The organism is Lactobacillus sp. MRS-253-APC-2B, from assembly GCF_012843675.1.
Classification (GTDB): domain Bacteria; phylum Bacillota; class Bacilli; order Lactobacillales; family Lactobacillaceae; genus Limosilactobacillus; species Limosilactobacillus pulli.
Genome location: NZ_JABAFO010000006.1, coordinates 44,344 through 58,617, shown reverse-complemented (window position 1 = coordinate 58,617; position 14,274 = coordinate 44,344). Strand labels below are relative to the sequence as shown.

Below are 14,274 nucleotides of genomic sequence, written 5' to 3'. Positions count from 1 at the left end.
GAGGGATTGCCAATGCGTCCTATCATGGAAACCATCAACTCGATCATTGGTGGTCAAAGCGGCTCGCCACAGTATCGGGAACTGATCAAAAAGGCTTATCAGGATCCCGATGTCCAAAAATTTTTGCGTGAGCATCGCAATGAACTGTCCAATGAGCAGATCGAACGAGGCAGCTCCAAACTTTATGAGTTTTATCATGAAAAAATACTGCTGCAAAATCACCAGGCAAGCATTGCACCGGGCTATACGCCACAACTGGTCGTCAGTGCGGGAAGAATCGACGTAGTCTACGTACCGACCGCTCAGCTCAGAGCCCAGCAGCAGGCTGCTGAGTTAAGGCAGCGCGTCACGACGGTACGAATGCCCAAGTTTATTCGTGAAGCCAGCTTTAATAATGTGATTCGCGATAATGATGATCGAATGGATGCTTTGCAGGCGGCAATCAGTTTTTCGCAGACCTATCAGCCCGGCCAGTTCCAGCCAGGGCTCTATCTGTCGGGGAATTTTGGTGTTGGCAAAACCTATTTGCTTGGGGCAATCGCTAATGCACTGGCTGAGCGAGGCATCATCTCGACAATGGTGCACTTTCCCAGCTTTGCCGTTGAAATGAAAGGCGCAATCAAGGATGGCTCGGTTGATTCACGACGCGATGCCATTAAAAAAGCGCCGATTCTGATGCTGGACGACATCGGTGCTGATTCGATGTCGGCCTGGGTACGCGATGATGTTTTGGGCGTAATCTTGGAATACCGCATGCAAGAAGAGCTGCCGACGTTTTTTAGCTCCAATTTCACGATGCAGCAGTTGGAGGATCAGCATTTGGCAATTGATGCGCAGGGAGCTCGTGAGCCGATGAAGGCTAAGCGGATCATGCAGCGCATTCGCTTTTTGTCGCGCGAGTATCATATCGAAGGTGAAAACATGCGCTCAGGCAATTAAATTATGCCTTGACATCAATGAATCGATTTAGTATATTAGTATCTGTTGAAAGAAAAAGCAGAAGCACCCGCTTCTCGCCTTGGTGACCAGAGTTGCCGGGCTGACGAGTTTAAATGACCGTTGGCAGTCCTTGTCAATGGAGTTTAGCGGGGTGCAGTATGCATTCCGCTTTTTTTGCTTGATCTTTCTGCTAGTAAAATTGGAGGTGTGTTGCCATAGCTCAAGGAATGATTGTCAATGACGGTATTCGTGCACGGGAAGTTCGTCTTATCGACCAAAATGGTGAACAACTGGGCATCAAGTCCAAACGTGAAGCTTTGCAGCTGGCTGAGGATGCCGGCCTTGATCTGGTGCTGGTTGCGCCCAAGGCCCGTCCCGCAGTCGCACGGATTATGGACTACGGGAAGTACCGTTTTGAGATGCAAAAGAAAGAACGGGAAGCCCGCAAGAACCAAAAGACGGTCACGGTTAAGGAAATTCGCCTGAGCCCATCGATTGATACCAACGACTTCAACGTTAAGCTGAAGCGCGTGCGGACGTTTATCGAAAAGGGCGACAAGGTACGAGTTTCAATTCGTTTCCGTGGTCGGGCAATTACCCATAAGGATATCGGACGTGACATGATTGAAAAGATGGCCGAAGAAACTAAGGACATCGCAACGGTTGTGCAACGGCCAAAGATGGAAGGGCGCAGCATGTTCTTAACGCTGGCCCCTGCTGCTGATAAGGCAAAAAAATAATTATTAAGAAGGTAGGAAATAGTTATGCCAAAGATGAAGACTAATCGCGCTGCTGCTAAGCGTTTCAAGCGTACTGCCAAGGGTGGCTTCAAGAGTGCCCAAGCTTTCACCAGCCACCGTTTCCACGGTAAGACGAAGAAGCAACGTCGTCAACTGCGTGGCCTTTCCATGATGGACAAGTCTAACGTAAAACGTTACAAGAAGATGCTTCCTGCCAAGTAATCAGGGCATTTTACGATTAAATAATTTTTAAACAATCTAGGAGGATACCACTATGCGAGTTAAGGGTGGAACTGTTACGCGCGCACGTCGTAAGCGCATTATGAAGTTGGCTAAGGGTTACACTGGTTCCAAGCACCGTCTGTTCAAGACTGCCAAGGACCAAGTTATGAAGAGCGGTCTGTACGCATTCCGTGACCGCAAGGCTAACAAGCGCAACTTCCGTGAATTGTGGATTGCCCGGATCAACGCGGGTGCCCGTCAAAATGGTATCAGCTACAGCAAGCTGATGCATGGTCTGAAGCTGGCCAACATCGACATGAACCGTAAGATGCTGGCTGACCTGGCCGTTAACGACGCTGATGCCTTTAAGGCCGTAGTTGACGAAGCCAAGAAGGCCCTCAACTAATTTGCGTTTGAAATCATCAATAAGGTTGGAGCAGCAATGTTCTGACCTTATTTTTTTATTACTGCTTGACACTGCACGTTGATTGAACCCATACCGGTTAGTCGGTATAATTGAAGTTAGAAATTTTTTTACGAGGTGGAAAATGCTCGAAATGTTTAAACCGACTTGGATGGTCGCACGCGCCTATGAGATCTCACCACAAGCCCTCAAGCGTCAAGGCATCCGAGCCGTCTTCAGCGATCTGGACAACACGCTGATTGCCTGGAACAATCCAAATGGCACCCCGGAACTGCGTGCATGGATGGAAGAACTGCATGAAGCTGGTATTCCATTGATCGTGGTCTCCAACAACAGTCGGGCGCGGATTGGCAAGGCGGTTCAAAAGCTGGATCTGCCATATGTTGCCCGTTCACTTAAGCCATTGAGCTTCGGGATCACGCGCGCACGCAAAAAGCTTGGACTGGAGCCGTCTGAGGTCGTTATGGTCGGCGATCAGCTGATGACTGACGTGGCCGCTGCCAATCATGCGCACGTGCGTAGTATTTTGGTCAAGCCATTGATTGAAACCGACAAGTGGATCACGCGGCCCAACCGTTTTATGGAGAAGTTCGTCATGCAGAGTCTGCAAAAGCAGTATCCAAAAGAAATGGACTGGCAGGAGGAATTTAAATAATGCAGGATGAAGAATTGCGATGCATCGGCTGTGGTGCAGTTATACAAACGACGGATCCCGATGGCTTGGGATACACGCCTAACTCAGCGCTGAAAAAAGGTCTTGAGTCTGGCGAGCTGTACTGTCAGCGATGCTTCAGGCTGCGTCATTATAACGAAATCGCACCGGTTTCCTTGACTGACGATGACTTTTTGCGTCTGTTGAATCATATTCGTGATGCGCACGCTTTGATCGTCTACGTGGTGGACATTTTTGACTTTAACGGCAGTTTGATTCCTGGCCTGCACCGGTTTGTAGGTAATGACAATCCAGTCCTGCTGGTCGGCAACAAAGAAGATGTGCTGCCGCGCTCGCTGCGTCGACGCAAATTAACGGATTGGCTGAGACAGCAGGCCAATCTGGCAGGCCTTAGACCAATTGATACGCTGCTGGTTTCGGCAAAAAAGAATCATCAGATCGACCAGCTGCTGGCTGAGATTGAAAAGCATCGTGGAGATCGCGACGTTTATGTCGTCGGGGTTACCAACGTCGGCAAGTCGACCTTGATCAATGCCATTATCAAGCAGCAGACCGGCGTGCAGGATCTGATTACGACGTCACGGTTCCCAGGTACGACGCTGGACAAGATTGAGATTCCTTTGGATGATGGTCACAAGCTGGTTGACACGCCAGGGATCATTCATCAAGAGCAAATGGCCCATGTTTTATCGGCCAAGGATCTTAAAATCGTAGCTCCACAAAAGGAAATCAAGCCAAGAACGTTCCAGCTTAATGATTCTCAAACCGTCTTCTTGGGCGGGGTGGCGCGCTTTGATTACGTCAAGGGGCCACATACCGGCATTGTTGCCTACTTTGAAAACAGCTTGCCACTGCATCGTACGAAACTTGCCAATGCCGACGAGTTTTATCAAAAGCACTGTGGCGATCTGCTGACACCGCCAACCAAAGACGAGCTGGCTGATTTTCCACCACTGGAACGGCATGAGTTTGCCATCAAGGAAAAAAGCGACTTAGTCTTTGAAGGACTGGGCTGGGTTACGGTACCGGCTGGAACGACCGTCGCTGGATGGGCGCCTAAGGGAGTTGATGTCTTGGTGCGTCGTGCAATGATTTAGTTTTTATCACAGAAAGGAAAATAATTTATGAATCTCCGCGGAAAGCAGAAGCGTTTTTTGCGTGCACAGGCCAACCATTTGCAGCCACTGTTTGCAGTTGGTAAAAATGGTCTGACTGATGCCTGGCTGGCTCAATTGGATGGTGCGCTAGACAAGCGTGAGCTCATCAAGGTCAGCATCTTGCAAAATGCCGATGAGACGACTGGTGAGGTCAAAGAATTTATCGAGGCCAACAGTGATATTCAAGTCGTTCAAGAAATCGGCCGAGTACTGGTCCTGTTTAAGGTCTCAAAAAACCCCAAGCTGCGTGAGCTTTCACAACGCGTTGAACACATCTAGAATCGAGGTGTGATTTGTGCAGCAGGCTAAAGCAACGATAGCGATCCCCAAGCCACAGGTTCAGCGTACCAGTTTTCAGCATCGAAAACGCGTCGGCCTATATGGAGGAACGTTTAATCCTGTTCACAACGCCCATCTATTGGCCGCTGACCAGGTTGGTAAAACGCTTTTGCTCAACAAGGTCCTCTTTATGCCCGATATGATTCCGCCACACGTTGACCATAAAGAGGCGATTGATGCCGAAGATCGCGTTAATATGCTGCAATTGGCAATTGAGGACAATCCATTGTTTGGCATTGAGATGGCTGAGATTGAACGGGGCGGCATCAGCTATACCTACGATACGATGAAATATCTAAAGGCCAAGCATCCTGACACCGACTATTACTTTATTATTGGCGGTGACATGGTCGACTATTTGCCAAAATGGCATGAGATCGATAAATTGGTTAAATTGGTCAACTTTGTGGGTGTCCGGCGACCGGGCGCTCAAAATGACTCACAGTATCCGGTAATCTGGGTCGACGTGCCAGGAGTCGACTTCAGTTCTACCGATATCCGCAGCCGCATCAAAACCGGTCGTTCGATTCGCTATATGGTTCCCGACAAGGTTGCCGAATATATTAAGGAGCATCAGCTATATCATGAGTGATGAATTGATCTATCAAGAGCATTTGATTCCGATGACGCGCCAAGAGCTTGTTGAGCACTTACGAGCAGCTTTGCGCGACAAACGTTTCGAGCATGTACTGCGCGTTGAAAAAACAGCGGTTGAACTGGCCAGCCAATATGGCGTTGATATTGAGGCCGCCAGCATTGCCGGTTTATGCCACGATTATGCCAAGCAGCGTCCGGATGAGGATTTTATCAAAGTTATTAAGAAAAAAAAGCTGGATCCGGATCTCTTAAACTATGGCAATGCAATCTGGCATGGCTTCGTTGGTGCCGAAATGGTTAAAGATGAGCTGGGCGTGCATGATGAGGATATCTTAAACGCAATTCGCTTCCATACAACGGGAGCAGCCTACATGACCAAGTTGGCTCAAATCATCTACATGGCTGATTATATCGAGCCGGGCCGTGATTTTCCGGCCGTCAAAAAAGCCCGCAAACTGACCAAAAAGGATCTGGGAGCTGGCGTTGCCTACCAGACCAAGCACACGCTGCTTTACCTGATTGAAAGCAATGCACCGATTCACCCACAGACTTTGGCAACCTTTAATGCATGGGTGCCACGATATGGAAAGGAAATTGATTAATGGACAGCAAAGAATTATTGAAGATGGCCGTACAGGCGGCTGATGGTCGCCGTGCCGAAGATATTACGGCATTAAAGGTTGATTCGATCACGCCAATGGCTGATTATTTCGTCATCATGACAGGTGGCTCTAATCGTCAGGTCCAAGCCATTGCCAATGCCATCATTGAAGCCGCTCATGAAAACGGCGTTGATATCAAGAGTGTCGAAGGCAAGCAGGAGGCACAATGGGTTCTGATTGACCTGGGCGATGTGGTCGTTCATGTCTTTCGTGAGGAAACTCGCCACTACTACAATCTGGAAAAACTTTGGTCCGATGCACCATTGGTTGATCTCAGCGAATGGGTTAAGGAGTAGAGATGATCTACGGGACGTTTGCCCAGCTGTATGATGAGCTATTTGAAAGCGATATGTATCAGCAATGGCGTGAATTTGTCAACTCTCAGTTGCCTAATTACGCCAAGACGATCTTAGACGTTGCCGGTGGGGCAGGACGACTGGGCGTTTTGCTGGCTGAAGATGGCTATGACGTTATCGATCTGGACTATTCAGAAGAGATGCTGAGCCTGGCCTTAAAGCATGCACAGGAATCACAAGTGCCATTGACACTGGTGCAAGGCGACATGCGAGATCTTAGCGGCCTGGATCAATATGATGCAATCACCTGCTTTGCCGACTCGCTTTGCTATCTGGATGATTTTAATGATGTGAGGGCTACGCTTGAACAGATGGCTGCGCACCTAAAAGATGATGGCGTGCTCTTGTTTGACGTGATCACGCCTTATCAAACCGATGAAATCTACCCAGGCTATATGTACAACTATGAGGATCCAGATGCACAGCGGGCCTTTTTATGGCACAGCTATGCCGATGATGACGTTTTGCATGGTGTAATTCATGAATTAACCTTCTTTTATCAAATGACAGCGGGCAGCTATCAGCGCCTGCACGAAACGCATTTTGAGCGGGCCTATGAGTTAAAAGACTGGCAAACTGCATTGGCACAAGCTGGGTTTGATCAAGTCATGGTTAAGGCTGATTTTGGCCATAGAGAAATTAACGATCAGACGACACGCTGGTTCTTTATCTGTCGAAAGCAGGTGAAATAATGCGGGCCGTGGGGCTGGTAACTGAATATAATCCGTTTCATAATGGTCATCGATATCACCTGGAGCAGGCTAAAAGACTGACTGCTGCCGATGCAGTTGTTGCCGTAATGAGCGGTAATTTTACGCAGCGTGGCGAGCCAACGCTGCTTGATAAATGGCAGCGAACGCAGGCAGCACTTGAAAACGGCGTGGATCTGGTCGTTGAATTGCCAATCTTTATGGCTGTGCAGCCGGCACACCGATTTGCGGCCGGGGCTTTGGAACTGTTGGCATCTTTGGGAGTCGATGACGTGGTTTTTGGTGCTGAGCATCCAGAATGGAATTTTAGCCAGCTGGTAGCAGCGGAGCAAGATTTTTCAGCCAGCAGCTTTAGTCGGTTTAATGCGACTTATGCCACTCAGTTTAATGAACAGCTTCAAAAGCAGACTGGCGTATCATTGATCGATCCCAATGATATTTTGGCGTTTGGCTATTACAAAGCTCAAATCAAAGAGAATCTGCCATTAAGACTGCACCCGATTAAGCGACGTGGCAGTCAGTATCATGATGAGCAAATCAATGGTAAGATTGCCAGTGCCAGTGCAGTTCGGCAAGCCGTTTTGGAACAAGACGATTTTAGTCAAGCTGTCCCTGCGGCAACCGCGCGATATCTGCAGCAGATTCAGCAGGTACCGGATTGGAACGCTTTGTATCCAATGCTGCGCAATCAATTGATTCAGACCCCGGTTGCCCAGCTTGCCCAGATCTATCAAATGGCAGAAGGTTTGGAATATCGCATGAAAGATGCTGCGCAGCGCAATCTGACCTTTGCAGGCTTTATGAAGTCGGTCAAGACCAAGCGCTATACCTATGCCCATCTGCTAAGAGTCTATCTGTATACGGTTTTGCAGATTACCGATTCTCAACTCAATGAGCATCTCAGCCAGCCGTATCTGCACGTTTTGGGCTTTAATAAACGCGGTCGCAAATATCTGCATACCATCAAAAAAACGGTCGCGTTGCCGCTTTTGACCAAGATCGATCAAGACCTGCGTGATGGATTGCTTAATCTGGACTATCGCGCTGGCAAGCTGTATCAGACCTTTACGCCGGTTGAGCAGGATCTCAAGCATGCCCCGGTGATTGTTAAGGGTGTCAAGGAATAAACATTGACAAGCAAACTTGGGACTAGTATAATAACGCTTGTTGCATTAGGAGGTTAGTACCGTGAAATGGACGTTAGCTGAACTTCATCGCTATCATGATGAACCGCTGCGTATTCAAAGTACTTTTGATCTAAACGCATCACTGACAGAACGGTTCCCTAATCAGGTCATCAGTTGCCAGCCCGTTGAGGTTGATGGCTATGTGGTCTATGATCAGGGTGATGCTACTTTAAGCGTTAGCGTTAAAACGACGCTGACCGTACCATCCAGCCGTTCGCTGAAACCGGTCGAGTTGCCATTGGATTTTGCTTTTGCTGAAACCTATGTCAATGATGAATCACATGTTGGCCGCTATGAAGACGATGAATTGGTCTTTGTTTTGTCAGACCCGCATGATACGATTGATTTTGACAATGTTTTAGCGGAAAATATCATTGAGCAGGTTCCAATGCAGGTATTGTCCGAAGATGAAAAAAACAGCTCTCAGATGCCAAATGGCAAGGGATGGGAAGTTGTTGCTGAAGATGATGCTAATCAGGTACCGGATAAGGAACATGTTGATCCACGTTTCGCTAAGCTCAAAAATTTATTTCCTGATCAGGATAACCAAAATTAGCGAACGGTTAAAAACCACTAGTGGATAGATTATTTGAAGGAGGTGTCACACATGGCTGTACCAGCACGGAAGACATCCAAGACGCGTAAGCGCAATCGTCGTGGTCACATCAAGCTGACTGTGCCTGGCTTGGCTCCATGTCCAAACTGTGGTGAACTGCGCAAGTCACACATGGTTTGCCCAAGCTGTGGTTACTACAACGGCAAGCAAGCTGTTGAAAACAACTAATCACGTCGATTTTATCGATTAAAGACCTTTCTCGAGGCGCCGGACCTGGGAAGGTCTTTTTTTATGTCATAACTGCCAAAGATTGAAAAATTTTTAATTTAAAAGCAGTTTTATTAATCGCAAAGGTAGGGCAGATTAATTTTGTGTGATAAAATTGGTGTGGTTATTATGTGGGAGTAAGACCCACCAATTCAAACGAGGAGCGTTTTAATATGAGTCGGATTTTAATTATTGAAGATGAAGAAAACCTGGCACGGTTTGTCGAGCTGGAATTAAAACATGAAGGATACGAAACCGATGTCGAGCTTGATGGTCGTGCTGGCTTGGATGCCGCTTTAAACCAAGACTTTGACGTTATTTTACTTGACCTGATGCTGCCGGAATTAAACGGGATCGAGGTTGCTCGCCGCATTCGTGAAGTCAAGGATACGCCAATTATCATCATGACAGCACGTGATTCTGTGATGGATCGTGTCTCAGGACTTGATTATGGTGCTGATGACTACATCGTCAAGCCATTTGCCATCGAAGAGTTGCTGGCGCGCGTACGGGCACTGCTGCGGCGGATCAACATTGAAGGCGGCAATGCCAAGAGTCACCAGACTACGGTTACGTATAAGGACTTGACGATTGAAAAGGAAAACCGAGTTGTACGTCGTGGCGATGAGATCATTAACCTGACCAAACGTGAATACGAGCTACTTTTGATCTTGATGGAAAACATTAACGTGGTCATGTCACGTAAAGAGCTGCTCAGCAAGGTCTGGGGCTATGACTCCAAGGTTGAAACCAACGTTGTCGATGTCTACATCCGTTATCTGCGGAACAAGATCGATCGCCCTGGCGAAAAGAGCTACATTCAAACCGTTCGGGGTACTGGCTACGTAATTCGTTCCTAATCGATTAAAGAAGGTTCTTTATGAGCGAAAAGAAATCAAAATCATCTCGCTTCGTTTCGCTCAAGGTAAAGTGGGCCATTGGTACGGCGGTTGGGTCTTTAATCATTTCAATGATCGTAGTGATCTCTCTGTTCAGTGCCTTTACGCAAAACCTGCTACAGCAAGAACGCAGCGAGGTTAATCATAATATGTCCGTCGTGGTGCGTCAGCTGGGAAATGCTGGCGAAAGCTCTTTAACCAAGAGTGGGGTTCGGTCGATTTTTGAACACGAGGCCAGTCTCAACAGCACGACTGAGTTTTATCGTCAGCCTTTGGTTCAAGGCTTAAGCAATTCACGAGTTACGATTACCGTGATGAACGCCAAGGGTAAAAAGATCTTTCAAACCGGTAAAGCTAATTTGCCGCTGAAAACGTCCCATCATACCAAGACGGCCATGGTCAAAGGGAACGGTCATCGAATTTTGGTTGGCCGCGAACCAGTTCTATCGCATGATGGTACAATAATTGGCTACGTTCAGGTTGAAAATGATCTCAAGCAGTACTACCAGGTCTTTAAGCGCTTGATTTTGATCTCGATTCTGGCCCTTTGTCTGGTCGTTATTGCCAGTGGTTTGCTGGGATACTTCCTGTCTTATTACTGGCTGCAACCGTTGGATGATATTCATGATACCCTGACGGTAGTAAGAGATGATCCAACCAGTGATGCACGCGTGCCAGAAGACGTTACAGAATTGAACGATGAGCTTGGCGAGCTGTCGAGAATGTTTAATCAGATGCTTGATCAAACACAGCGCTACATTGATCAACAGACACAATTCGTCAGTGACGTCTCGCATGAATTAAGAACGCCGGTTGCCATTATTCAAGGCCATATGGAGATGCTGCAGCGCTGGGGCAAGGATGATCCACAGGTCTTGGATGAATCGATTGCCGCGGCCTTAAAAGAGACAAATCGAATGAATAGTCTGATCAAAGAAATGCTTGATTTGACGCGTGCCGAGCAAGTTGACGTCAAGTTCCATGATGCCGTCACGCAGGTTAAAGACGTGGTTGAGCAAGTCTACAACAACTTTAAGATGCTGTATCCAGACTATGTTTTTCGTTTTGATGACGATCTGCATCAAGACGTGCCGGTACACATTTATCGTGACCATCTTGAACAGATTCTGATTATTTTATTTGATAATGCAGTAAAGTACTCCAAGGATCGTAAAGAAGTTCATCTGTCATTGTCACGCAACTTAAATGCGGTTGAAATCGGCGTTCAAGACTTCGGTGAGGGAATTCCGCAAGAAGACCAGTTGCACGTTTTTGATCGTTTCTATCGCGTTGATAAGGCCCGCAGTCGTAAAAAGGGTGGCAATGGACTGGGACTGGCAATTGCCAAGCGTCTGGTTGAAGGCTATCATGGCCACATTACCGTTGAAAGTACGGTTGGATCGGGTTCGTTATTTAGAATCACCTTGCCAATCGTTAAAGAAAAGCCAATGGAAAAAGATAAATAGTCTTTGACGAATATAAAAAACCTCGTTTCCAAGTGAAGCGAGGTTTTTTATTATGCGTAATCAACCATGACTTATTTGGCCAGTTCGGCTTTTCGCTGGGCATCTTCCATGAGCTTGAGACGATGATCCTGTTGATGGACTAAAAAGAAGCCAATGATGGTGATTAAAAGCTCGGTAACCGGTACGGCCGCCCAGACCCCATTGATGCCAAACAGCCAGCCCATCAAAATGATTGCTGGTAATAAGATGAGATAGCCACGTAGAAACGACATTGAAAACGAAAGCGTAGCACAGTTGATGGCGGTCAAAAAGATGATCATCAGCAGATTGACTGCCGAAAACAGCGTGCTGGTAAAGTAGATAGGCATTCCGGCCATGGCGTAATGGGTTAACTGCAGCGAATGGTCGTTGTTAAACAGGGTGATGATTGGATGACGAAATGCAACCAAGACGATAAATGCCAATACCGCAATTGCTGCCGTAATCTTTAGACCATGCCGAAGTGCCAGCCGCACGTTGCGAAAATGCCGTGTACCATATTCACGACTGGCTAGTGGCTGAACGCCTAAAGCAACTCCATTGGCAATCGCAACAGTCACAATGGCAATATTTGAGATTACGCCATAGGCTGCCACGGCATAGTTGCCGCTGAGCTTTAAGAGTACCATGTTAAAAACATAGATTGAAACCCCGGTACTCAGCTCATTGAGACAAGCTGATACCCCAAGCGTTGCCGCTGTTTTAAGGGTCTTAAACCGTGGCCAGACCCAATGCCATTCCAACTGCCGATATGGAAAGCGCTTATGAAACGACAATACGATCAGACTGGTGGCTGGTGAGACGACTGCTGCCAAAGCGGCCCCTTCGATTTGCAGATGCAGACCAAAGATAAAGAACCAGTCAAAGATGATAACGACAAAGCTTTCGATCAAAGCCGCGCGCATGGTCAGACCAGGATGGTTGTCGTTGCGCACAAAATTGACGGTAATGTAGTTGGCCATGGTAACGGGTGCGTCAATCGACATCAAGCGCAGATACTTGATTGCCATGTCCATGGTCTGACTGTTTGCCCCCAGAATCGTTGCCAGTGGTCTGGTGAATAGATTGATTAGGATAATAATGGCAGTTCCCAGCAAAACGGCAAAGATAACCAGTTCGCTGTAAAGGGTTTTGACGCGTTCGGGATGATCGACCTTGTTTAAGGAAAAATAGGCTGCGCCACCAACGCCCAAAAGCAGTCCTGTACAGTTGAACAAACTGTAGATTGGTAAAGCCAGGTTTAAAACGGTCAAGCCCATTGCACCGGCTGCCATTGAGATAAACAGCGTGTCAATCAGAATATAGATTGAAAGCCCGACGGAAGCCGTAACGTTACGGACGATATAATTGTTTAACTCGCTGATGATTGAGTCATGATGTTTCAATCTCACCACCCCTTATTTTGAAAATACTTACTGGAATTGATTTAATTATAGGCTAAAAATCTGCTGCTGTAACAGGCAACGTCAATTGCTCGAAAAGAAAAAGACCGATTCGTCTCATACAGAATCAATGAGCTGAATCGGTCCTTAATTAGCTGCAAACTGAATGCATTAGATGATGATGCCATTGCAGTGGTCAATCTCGTGTTGAACGGCCTCGGCAGCAAAGCCAGTCAAAGAAAGCGACTGAGGCTGCCAATTGAGGTCTTGATACTCAACGACGATCTGTTGGTAGCGAGTCGCTGGTCGCTGGCCAACAAGACTTAAGCAGCCCTCTTTGGTTTGGTAAGGAGTCTTTTTGGCAATTAAACGAGGATTAAGCATGGCGACACTGACTGGTCCTAATGAGACGGCAATAATGTTTACGGGAGCGCCGATCATATTGGCGGCCATGCCTACGCAATCAGCTGAGTGGGCTGCCAGCGTCTCCAAAAGATCCTTGGCCAAAGGAATATCCTGTTTGCCAGCAGGACGAGCTTTTTGTGACAAAATCTGCAGGTTGCGACAAATTGGCTTGATCATGATTTGCTTCCTTTCTGTGTTTACAAAAAGCATCGAGTCGTGAATTGACCGCGATGCTTTGCTTAGTTATTTGGATGAATGGTGATGCTGCTTGCCGGCATTGCGCCGTTGACTCTTATTGGCAGCAGGCTTGGCTTTGGCTGGTGTCTTTTTGAGCTGTTCGATCGTGTCAGTCGTTGGCTTGGCGGCAGCTGGCTGAGCAGGAATCGGGTCGGGCAGCTTAACTGGATGATCCTTCATTTCTTGTTTGATGTTTTCCCGCAGCTTTGGTCGCCAGGTGTTTACCAGCCAGGTCTGCAGGATGGCAAACAGGGCGCTGACCACAAAATACAATCCTAGGCCGGCAGAAGAAGACCAGGCAATAAACAGAATCATGATCGGACTCATCAGCATCGCGGCGCCCATCTGCTTGCGCTGTTCTTTAGGGACACCGATCATGGAAAGCCAACCTTGGACCATGTAGGCCAAAAATGCCAGAATTGCCAAAATTGCACTTGGTTTCCCTAAAGGCATTCCCATGAACGTAGCATGGTAAAGATCTGGCGAGTAGCGGATGGCTGCGTACAGGGCAGCAAAGATCGGCAGCTGGATCAGCAATGGCAGGCAGCCGATTCCGCCAGTCATTGAGATGTTGTTGTCACGATAGAGCTGCATCATCTGTTGGCTGACCGCGGCTTGTTCCTGTGGCGTCTTGGCGTCTTTTTGCCGTTGCTGCAGCTCACGCAGCTGTGGCTGCACCATTGCCATTTTTTCCTGCATCAGCGTTGACTTTTTCATTTGGCTCATCATAACCGGTAAAAGAATCAAGCGGACGATCACAACAATCACGACGATTGCCCAGCCATAGTTGTTTCCCATGTGCTGAGCCAGCCAAGTCATCAGATGCTGCATGGGTTTAGCCATGTAATTGTAGACCCAGCCGATTGGATGTCCATGCTTGTCGGTACGTACGCAGCCGCTTAAAATCAGCAGCATGGTGCCTAAAAGCATGGCCACGGTGAGGCGTTTTTTCTTCATTTTAAATAGCTCATTCCTTTGACTTCAATAAATTTAACATTTTGTATCTTACCTTAAAAA

At 47.5% G+C, this 14,274-nt stretch carries 19 protein-coding genes and 1 other annotated feature; of the genes, 16 read left to right on the top strand and 3 right to left on the bottom strand.

The window, feature by feature from the left end; translation table 11 throughout:
- The first annotated feature begins 12 nt into the window (after positions 1 to 12).
- The 16 genes from dnaI to HF864_RS04595 all read left to right on the top strand — a co-directional run bounded on the left by dnaI (position 13) and on the right by HF864_RS04595 (position 11,194).
- Positions 13 to 939, top strand: coding sequence for a primosomal protein DnaI (gene dnaI, locus HF864_RS04670; RefSeq protein WP_169461909.1), 927 nt, complete (start codon positions 13 to 15; stop codon positions 937 to 939).
- Between the two features lie 49 nt (positions 940 to 988).
- Positions 989 to 1,122, top strand: a sequence feature (ribosomal protein L20 leader region).
- 44 nt (positions 1,123 to 1,166) lie between these two features.
- Entirely contained in the window at positions 1,167 to 1,679 is a 513-nt protein-coding gene (gene infC, locus HF864_RS04665) for a translation initiation factor IF-3 (RefSeq protein WP_169461908.1), read from the top strand.
- A gap of 24 nt (positions 1,680 to 1,703) precedes the next feature.
- Complete coding sequence (gene rpmI, locus HF864_RS04660) at positions 1,704 to 1,901, top strand: 50S ribosomal protein L35 (RefSeq protein ID WP_033935301.1); 198 nt, start codon at positions 1,704 to 1,706, stop codon at positions 1,899 to 1,901.
- A gap of 52 nt (positions 1,902 to 1,953) precedes the next feature.
- Positions 1,954 to 2,307 (top strand): 50S ribosomal protein L20, encoded by a 354-nt coding sequence (rplT, locus tag HF864_RS04655; RefSeq protein WP_169461907.1) that lies wholly within the window; start codon positions 1,954 to 1,956, stop codon positions 2,305 to 2,307.
- Positions 2,308 to 2,449: 142 nt separating this feature from the next.
- Positions 2,450 to 2,980, top strand: a complete 531-nt coding sequence (locus HF864_RS04650) for a YqeG family HAD IIIA-type phosphatase (protein WP_169461906.1) — start codon at positions 2,450 to 2,452, stop codon at positions 2,978 to 2,980.
- A complete protein-coding gene (gene yqeH / locus HF864_RS04645; protein WP_169461905.1) occupies positions 2,980 to 4,095 on the top strand; it encodes a ribosome biogenesis GTPase YqeH in 1,116 nt (371 codons plus the stop codon). Before HF864_RS04650 ends, yqeH begins: the two co-directional genes overlap by 1 nt.
- Positions 4,096 to 4,122: 27 nt before the next feature.
- Positions 4,123 to 4,434: a ribosome assembly RNA-binding protein YhbY gene (gene yhbY / locus HF864_RS04640; protein ID WP_169461904.1), complete on the top strand. Its 312-nt coding sequence runs from the start codon at positions 4,123 to 4,125 to the stop codon at positions 4,432 to 4,434.
- A 37-nt stretch (positions 4,435 to 4,471) separates the two neighbouring features.
- The gene (locus HF864_RS04635) at positions 4,472 to 5,086 is read left to right on the top strand and encodes a nicotinate-nucleotide adenylyltransferase (RefSeq protein ID WP_272209350.1); all 615 of its coding nucleotides are present in this window, start codon (positions 4,472 to 4,474) and stop codon (positions 5,084 to 5,086) included.
- A complete protein-coding gene (gene yqeK / locus HF864_RS04630) occupies positions 5,079 to 5,693 on the top strand; it encodes a bis(5'-nucleosyl)-tetraphosphatase (symmetrical) YqeK (RefSeq protein WP_169461902.1) in 615 nt (204 codons plus the stop codon). The genes HF864_RS04635 and yqeK overlap by 8 nt, the downstream gene beginning before the upstream one ends.
- Positions 5,693 to 6,049 (top strand): ribosome silencing factor, encoded by a 357-nt coding sequence (gene rsfS, locus HF864_RS04625; RefSeq protein WP_169461901.1) that lies wholly within the window; start codon positions 5,693 to 5,695, stop codon positions 6,047 to 6,049. Before yqeK ends, rsfS begins: the two co-directional genes overlap by 1 nt.
- Positions 6,050 to 6,051: 2 nt before the next feature.
- On the top strand, positions 6,052 to 6,801 hold the full coding sequence (locus tag HF864_RS04620; protein ID WP_169461900.1) for a class I SAM-dependent methyltransferase: 750 nt from the start codon (positions 6,052 to 6,054) through the stop codon (positions 6,799 to 6,801).
- Positions 6,801 to 7,946, top strand: a complete 1,146-nt coding sequence (locus HF864_RS04615) for a nucleotidyltransferase (RefSeq protein ID WP_169461899.1) — start codon at positions 6,801 to 6,803, stop codon at positions 7,944 to 7,946. Before HF864_RS04620 ends, HF864_RS04615 begins: the two co-directional genes overlap by 1 nt.
- Positions 7,947 to 8,007: 61 nt before the next feature.
- The gene (locus HF864_RS04610; protein WP_169461898.1) at positions 8,008 to 8,562 is read left to right on the top strand and encodes a YceD family protein; all 555 of its coding nucleotides are present in this window, start codon (positions 8,008 to 8,010) and stop codon (positions 8,560 to 8,562) included.
- Between the two features lie 51 nt (positions 8,563 to 8,613).
- A complete protein-coding gene (rpmF, locus tag HF864_RS04605; RefSeq protein WP_006500051.1) occupies positions 8,614 to 8,790 on the top strand; it encodes a 50S ribosomal protein L32 in 177 nt (58 codons plus the stop codon).
- 212 nt (positions 8,791 to 9,002) lie between these two features.
- Complete coding sequence (locus HF864_RS04600) at positions 9,003 to 9,689, top strand: response regulator transcription factor (RefSeq protein ID WP_169461897.1); 687 nt, start codon at positions 9,003 to 9,005, stop codon at positions 9,687 to 9,689.
- 20 nt (positions 9,690 to 9,709) lie between these two features.
- Positions 9,710 to 11,194, top strand: coding sequence for a HAMP domain-containing histidine kinase (locus tag HF864_RS04595; RefSeq protein ID WP_169461896.1), 1,485 nt, complete (start codon positions 9,710 to 9,712; stop codon positions 11,192 to 11,194).
- Positions 11,195 to 11,265: 71 nt separating this feature from the next.
- Here HF864_RS04595 and HF864_RS04590 read toward each other — a convergent pair whose 3' ends face one another.
- From HF864_RS04590 to yidC, 3 genes are all read right to left on the bottom strand, one after another.
- Positions 11,266 to 12,618, bottom strand: coding sequence for an MATE family efflux transporter (locus tag HF864_RS04590; RefSeq protein ID WP_169461895.1), 1,353 nt, complete (start codon positions 12,616 to 12,618; stop codon positions 11,266 to 11,268).
- A 168-nt stretch (positions 12,619 to 12,786) separates the two neighbouring features.
- The gene (locus HF864_RS04585) at positions 12,787 to 13,197 is read right to left on the bottom strand and encodes a peptide deformylase (protein WP_169461894.1); all 411 of its coding nucleotides are present in this window, start codon (positions 13,195 to 13,197) and stop codon (positions 12,787 to 12,789) included.
- A gap of 66 nt (positions 13,198 to 13,263) precedes the next feature.
- Positions 13,264 to 14,214, bottom strand: a complete 951-nt coding sequence (gene yidC, locus HF864_RS04580; RefSeq protein WP_169461893.1) for a membrane protein insertase YidC — start codon at positions 14,212 to 14,214, stop codon at positions 13,264 to 13,266.
- Positions 14,215 to 14,274 lie beyond the last annotated feature (60 nt).

Excerpts from the sequence above, each read along its gene's own strand:
- HF864_RS04615 (WP_169461899.1), top strand. The coding sequence starts at position 6,801 with ATGCGGGCCGTGGGGCTGGTAACTGAATATAATCCGTTTCATAATGGT.
- rplT (WP_169461907.1), top strand. The coding sequence starts at position 1,954 with ATGCGAGTTAAGGGTGGAACTGTTACGCGCGCACGTCGTAAGCGCATT.
- HF864_RS04600 (WP_169461897.1), top strand. The coding sequence starts at position 9,003 with ATGAGTCGGATTTTAATTATTGAAGATGAAGAAAACCTGGCACGGTTT.
- yidC (WP_169461893.1), bottom strand. The coding sequence starts at position 14,214 with ATGAAGAAAAAACGCCTCACCGTGGCCATGCTTTTAGGCACCATGCTG.
- HF864_RS04620 (WP_169461900.1), top strand. The coding sequence starts at position 6,052 with ATGATCTACGGGACGTTTGCCCAGCTGTATGATGAGCTATTTGAAAGC.
- dnaI (WP_169461909.1), top strand. The coding sequence starts at position 13 with ATGCGTCCTATCATGGAAACCATCAACTCGATCATTGGTGGTCAAAGC.
- rpmI (WP_033935301.1), top strand. The coding sequence starts at position 1,704 with ATGCCAAAGATGAAGACTAATCGCGCTGCTGCTAAGCGTTTCAAGCGT.
- infC (WP_169461908.1), top strand. The coding sequence starts at position 1,167 with ATGATTGTCAATGACGGTATTCGTGCACGGGAAGTTCGTCTTATCGAC.
- yqeK (WP_169461902.1), top strand. The coding sequence starts at position 5,079 with ATGAGTGATGAATTGATCTATCAAGAGCATTTGATTCCGATGACGCGC.
- rpmF (WP_006500051.1), top strand. The coding sequence starts at position 8,614 with ATGGCTGTACCAGCACGGAAGACATCCAAGACGCGTAAGCGCAATCGT.
- yqeH (WP_169461905.1), top strand. The coding sequence starts at position 2,980 with ATGCAGGATGAAGAATTGCGATGCATCGGCTGTGGTGCAGTTATACAA.
- HF864_RS04595 (WP_169461896.1), top strand. The coding sequence starts at position 9,710 with ATGAGCGAAAAGAAATCAAAATCATCTCGCTTCGTTTCGCTCAAGGTA.
- HF864_RS04650 (WP_169461906.1), top strand. The coding sequence starts at position 2,450 with ATGCTCGAAATGTTTAAACCGACTTGGATGGTCGCACGCGCCTATGAG.
- rsfS (WP_169461901.1), top strand. The coding sequence starts at position 5,693 with ATGGACAGCAAAGAATTATTGAAGATGGCCGTACAGGCGGCTGATGGT.
- HF864_RS04585 (WP_169461894.1), bottom strand. The coding sequence starts at position 13,197 with ATGATCAAGCCAATTTGTCGCAACCTGCAGATTTTGTCACAAAAAGCT.
- yhbY (WP_169461904.1), top strand. The coding sequence starts at position 4,123 with ATGAATCTCCGCGGAAAGCAGAAGCGTTTTTTGCGTGCACAGGCCAAC.